Origin of the sequence: Bartonella sp. CB10SXKL (assembly GCF_042195515.1) — a bacterium.
In the GTDB taxonomy this organism is placed as follows: Bacteria; Pseudomonadota; Alphaproteobacteria; order Rhizobiales; family Rhizobiaceae; genus Bartonella.
Genome location: NZ_JBHION010000035.1, coordinates 1 through 4,413, shown reverse-complemented (window position 1 = coordinate 4,413; position 4,413 = coordinate 1). Strand labels below are relative to the sequence as shown.

Here is a 4,413-nt window from a genome sequence, read left to right as displayed (position 1 = left end):
ATTGTCTAAACGTATGATGAATCCACCTTCAATCAAGGAATTCAAAGCTGCTTCAAACTCTTCTACTGGATAACCAACCCAAAAAGCTAATACCGTTAAGTCCTTTAAAATAGGTTCACCAGTATGGAGCATTAGAAGTCGCAACATGACATAGATACATTTCTCGGTCGGCGACAAACAACCAAGAGTAAGAAGCCATTTGTATGCAAAAAGCCTCGTCCATGGCAACTTAGTTGACATACCCCAATTCCCTTTCTTTAACTAAATATAAAATTGCTAAAGCATCTGCTTCGTTATCATCTTTCGGATTGTGCCCTTTTGCACGCACCGCCTTAATCATCTCTTCTTTCGACGCATTCCCCTTGCCTGTCGTCGCTTTCTTAATCGTACTTACTGGTATCCCCTCATACGGTATCTGATGCTGTTCACACCACGCCGTTAACGTTGCTAACAAACCACCGTAAACATGCGCTGCATCTGTACCTTTATGACGCCTCACCTCTTCAAAATACACCACGTCAATTTGACCTGCTGTCTGCTTTATTTCTGATAGCCATTGTTTAAAACGCAAGTAACGCATTCCACCGCCTTCAAAACGGCGCGATTGAAAATTCACGGTACCACTGAATATGTCACCACTTGCACCACGTATCGCCCACCCCGTCTTAGTTCCTAGATCAAAACAAAGAATCGTGTTATTCACCGCACCACTCCATACAAAATGTGTTTTATAGGATTGTTTTTTTCCCAAAATGAAGGAAAGAAGGGTGTAAGAAGTATGCAAGCGATTTTAAATTGGATAGAACAGCATCCTGTATTATTTTCTGCGTTTTCTGTTTTATTTTCTGCACTTTCTTCGGTTGGTGCTTTATTATCCGCAATTTTTGCTTTTCTTTCTATTAAACAGACATTTAAATTAAGAGAAGAAGATCGAATAGAAGCTGCAAAATCAAGAGAAGAAGATCGCATAGAAGCTGCAAAATTGAGAAAGGAAGATCGAGAAAAAGATGAAAAATTGAGAAAGGAAGATCGAGAAAAAGATGAAAAATTAAGAGAAGAAGATCGCATAGAAGCTGCAAAATTGAGAAAGGAAGATCGAGAAAAAGATGAAAAATTAAGAGAAGAAGATCGAGAAAAATTTAAAACAGAATTAGCCAATGCCATGGACATAGCTAAATCAACTAGACAACAAGCGATATCAATGAAAAAGCTTGCCACAGTTCTGGAAAAACAATTAGAGATTTTAGAAGAAAAAAAGCTCCGTGTTACCACACACAGTTCATGGATAAGTGATAATCCTAATGATATCTTTCCAGTAATATATGTATCTTTAATCATTACAAATGCTACAAAACAAACAATTAAAATCAACTCTATCAGCATACAGGATAATAGCCTTTTTATCTTTATGTCCGCATGCTATCGTGAACTTTTGCCACAATCACTAGGAGCACTACATTACATCCATCCTCAACAGGAAAAACACTTATGCTTAAAGAAACCTCGAGTCGATCCACCCATACATAGCGATATTGATCCATTTAGCCTCAAACCTTCTGGTCTATTAGGACTAATTATTGGTGTTTTTCCTATAGACAGAAACTCAGAAATTCCTTTAATATTGACTATGGAGCACACTGCCGTAAATCCTTTAAATCCACCAGAAAAAGTGACTTTTTGCCCCGAATATTTTAATATTAAACCACGTAATAAACTATCCGAGCTGTTGTATTCCAAGCGGTTTCCATTCAATAAATAACCGTTTTCCAACATGATGAATAACGCTGTTGTTCCTCAGGGCTTTTTTCAGCCAACTCGGCCCATGTCATTGGCTTTGGTTTCATAAGAAGAAATGATAAATATTGTGCCCTATCCCATTTATTGGCTTCTGCAACTGTAACCGATTGTTTTGCCATAAACCATCTATTGAAATCTTCAATAATTTCAATTGCTTCATTCTTTTTCTGCTCATCCTTCATCAATTGTATTAGTATCTTTTGCGTTCTATCATCTTCTTCATTTACAATTGGGGCTTTTTCTACAAACTCTCTTACAAGCGCACGAACATCTTCAGACTCTTGAAGATTTTCATAAATATTTTCATATTCAGTCAAATATTCTTGCTCTTTAGATTTCTTCTGTTCAGATTCCAACAAACGTTCTTGCACTTCTTTTTGTAATTTTTGTAAATGTTGTATTTTCTCTTCATTTTCTGCTAGCTGTTCTTCCATCAACGCTTTTTGTGACGCTATTAACTCATTTTTTTCTGCTAGCTGTCCTTCCATCAACGCTTTTTGTGACGCTATTAACTCATTTTTTTCTGCTAGCTCTTTTCTAAGCCTTCGCACTCTTTTAGAAGAGTCATGAACAGCATAAAACGAAATCACATTCGCAATTAAGGAAATAACAATTGCTACTAAACTCATCTTTCTCTCCTCACTTACCCTTCTTCTTACTCTTCTTATTCTTATGAGGCGGCGCTTTTACTGCTTCATCACGCTGTTTAAGCTTTTGTGTTAGTCTTTGAATTTCCGCATCACGTGATTGCACATCTGCTTTTAGTGCCTCTATCGTTTCACTTTTCCGTTTAAAGTCTTCTCGGTACGCATCTATCTTTTGTTTTAGTTCATCAATTTCCTCGTCACGTTCTTCAATCTCTTGCTTCAGTTCATCAATTTCCTCATCGTCACATTCTTCCATCTTTTGTTTCAGTTCTTCCATTTCCTCGTCGCGTTCTTCAATCTCTTGCTTCAATTCTTTAATTTCCTCGTCGCGTAATTGAACATCTGCTTCGAGTTCTTTAATTTCCTCCTCACGTTCTTTAATCTCTTGCTTCAGTTCATCAATTTCCTCGTCGTCACATTCTTCCATCTTTTGCTTCAATTCTTTAATTTCCTCGTCGCGTAATTGAACATCTGCTTTTAGTGCCTGTATCTTTTCACTTTTCCGTTTAAACTCTTCTCGGTACGCATCTATCTTTTGCTTAAGTTCTTCAATTTTCTCGTCGCGTTCTTTAATCTCTTGCTTCAATTCTTTAATTTCCGTATCACGTGATTGAACATCTGCTTCGAGTGTCATTACAACTTCACTTACATTTCTGAACGCCTTTTCATGCTCTTCAGTCTTTTGTTTCAGTTGTTTAATTTCCTCGTCACGTTCTTCAAGATCTGCATCACATTCATCAATTGTCTGCTTGCTTTCCTTTAAATACCTAAACTCATTCTCTTTCATTTTTTTCTTAATATCTTGAACCTGCTCTTTAAGTGCTTTAACTTGGTTGCGATAATGCAATGCAATACGAAACATCACTCCGCTTAAGAGCAAAACTGAAACCACTGCTATCCATAAAATTTCATTCGAACTCATCTTTATCTCCTTAATGCTGTAAAGTTTCTCCGGTGTGATCAACACCGCAGCTCTTGCTAATTTTCGACAATGGGGGGTGTTGCTCTTGCATTAATCTCAGCAAGCGCTCGGGATAAAAAAAATCTTCTGGACGCAAATCTATCCCATGATCACGTGCATAGTTCAGAAGCATAATTTGATACTTAGCTGGTATAATTCCGCCTTTACCCTCTAGTTTTTTTAAAGGATAAGTCCATTTATAAACAGCAGACACATGGCATTGAGAAATCAATGACACACGTTTCGCACCGCCTAAATATTTTATAATCGTACCTGCTGAATTTTTGATATTCATTTTAATTTCTCTATTTATCAAACGGGCATTTATTCGATTATAGAAAAAATGTCAACATTTTTTCTAAAATAGAAATGTTGATATTTTTTAAAACAATAGGAATATTGATAAGTATGGATATTCAAAAAGAAATAAAAATTTGGGCAAATGAAAAACTTAAAACAATGGGTCATGGGTCCCGAACTGAATTAGCTAAACATATGGGACTTCATACATCTGTTGTATCTAAAATGCTTTCTGTCGATGATGATAAAGAAAGTAGAAGCATATCTGCTGATGAACTCGTTAGATTAACTTCATTTTTTAAAGCTCTCCCCCCTCATTTTATACCCGATAATTGTGATGATTATTTTTTAAAATTATATTCCTCGGCAAAGCCAGAGCATAGAAAAGCCGTCATTTCTTTTCTGCGATCTTTGCAAGAAGAAGATGGAAAATAACCACCCGTTTTTGCTCATTTGTTAATGACGAAAATATTTTTAGAGCTTTTTTAGACTGCTTCATACAGAATTTTCTCCACATTGAAATGAAAATTAAATTACTTTTTTGTGTAGACTATTTGTCTATTACTAAAAAAATTTTTTCTGTTTTAGAAAAATTATATTGACTTATTCTAAAATCGAAAATATGTTCACTCCATATCTTAGAAAATAACTTTTGCCAATAGGCAGTATGGAGGCATTTGTGAATAAACCAGTGTTTATAAATTCTGA

At 35.8% G+C, this 4,413-nt stretch carries 6 protein-coding genes and 1 pseudogene; 2 read left to right on the top strand and 5 right to left on the bottom strand.

Going from position 1 to position 4,413, the window contains the following annotated elements:
- Positions 1-240: pseudogene (locus ACFIK3_RS08990) on the bottom strand (hypothetical protein); the annotation flags it as partial.
- Positions 230-703, bottom strand: coding sequence for a crossover junction endodeoxyribonuclease RuvC (locus ACFIK3_RS08985; protein WP_375676584.1), 474 nt, complete (start codon positions 701-703; stop codon positions 230-232). The pseudogene ACFIK3_RS08990 and the gene ACFIK3_RS08985, both read right to left, overlap by 11 nt.
- Positions 704-778: 75 nt before the next feature.
- Between ACFIK3_RS08985 and ACFIK3_RS08980 the strand changes: the two genes are divergently transcribed.
- Positions 779-1,759 (top strand): hypothetical protein, encoded by a 981-nt coding sequence (locus ACFIK3_RS08980; protein WP_375660272.1) that lies wholly within the window; start codon positions 779-781, stop codon positions 1,757-1,759.
- Here ACFIK3_RS08980 and ACFIK3_RS08975 read toward each other — a convergent pair.
- Genes ACFIK3_RS08975 through ACFIK3_RS08965 form a run of 3 tightly spaced genes read right to left on the bottom strand, consistent with a single transcriptional unit; the run spans position 1,749 to position 3,700 of the window.
- Positions 1,749-2,426: a hypothetical protein gene (locus ACFIK3_RS08975; protein ID WP_375676583.1), complete on the bottom strand. Its 678-nt coding sequence runs from the start codon at positions 2,424-2,426 to the stop codon at positions 1,749-1,751. The genes ACFIK3_RS08980 and ACFIK3_RS08975 overlap by 11 nt on opposite strands.
- 10 nt (positions 2,427-2,436) lie before the next feature.
- Positions 2,437-3,366, bottom strand: a complete 930-nt coding sequence (locus ACFIK3_RS08970) for a hypothetical protein (RefSeq protein WP_375676582.1) — start codon at positions 3,364-3,366, stop codon at positions 2,437-2,439.
- Between the two features lie 10 nt (positions 3,367-3,376).
- A complete protein-coding gene (locus ACFIK3_RS08965; RefSeq protein WP_375676581.1) occupies positions 3,377-3,700 on the bottom strand; it encodes a hypothetical protein in 324 nt (107 codons plus the stop codon).
- A 113-nt stretch (positions 3,701-3,813) separates the two neighbouring features.
- On the opposite strand from ACFIK3_RS08965, the gene ACFIK3_RS08960 reads away from it, so the two are divergent.
- Entirely contained in the window at positions 3,814-4,140 is a 327-nt protein-coding gene (locus ACFIK3_RS08960) for a hypothetical protein (RefSeq protein ID WP_273721234.1), read from the top strand.
- Positions 4,141-4,413: the final 273 nt, after the last annotated feature.

Bases quoted from the DNA above. Each gene is read 5' to 3' on its own strand.
- ACFIK3_RS08980 (WP_375660272.1), top strand. From the start codon at position 779: ATGCAAGCGATTTTAAATTGGATAGAACAGCATCCTGTATTATTTTCT.
- ACFIK3_RS08975 (WP_375676583.1), bottom strand. From the start codon at position 2,426: ATGAGTTTAGTAGCAATTGTTATTTCCTTAATTGCGAATGTGATTTCG.
- ACFIK3_RS08970 (WP_375676582.1), bottom strand. From the start codon at position 3,366: ATGAGTTCGAATGAAATTTTATGGATAGCAGTGGTTTCAGTTTTGCTC.
- ACFIK3_RS08965 (WP_375676581.1), bottom strand. From the start codon at position 3,700: ATGAATATCAAAAATTCAGCAGGTACGATTATAAAATATTTAGGCGGT.
- ACFIK3_RS08960 (WP_273721234.1), top strand. From the start codon at position 3,814: ATGGATATTCAAAAAGAAATAAAAATTTGGGCAAATGAAAAACTTAAA.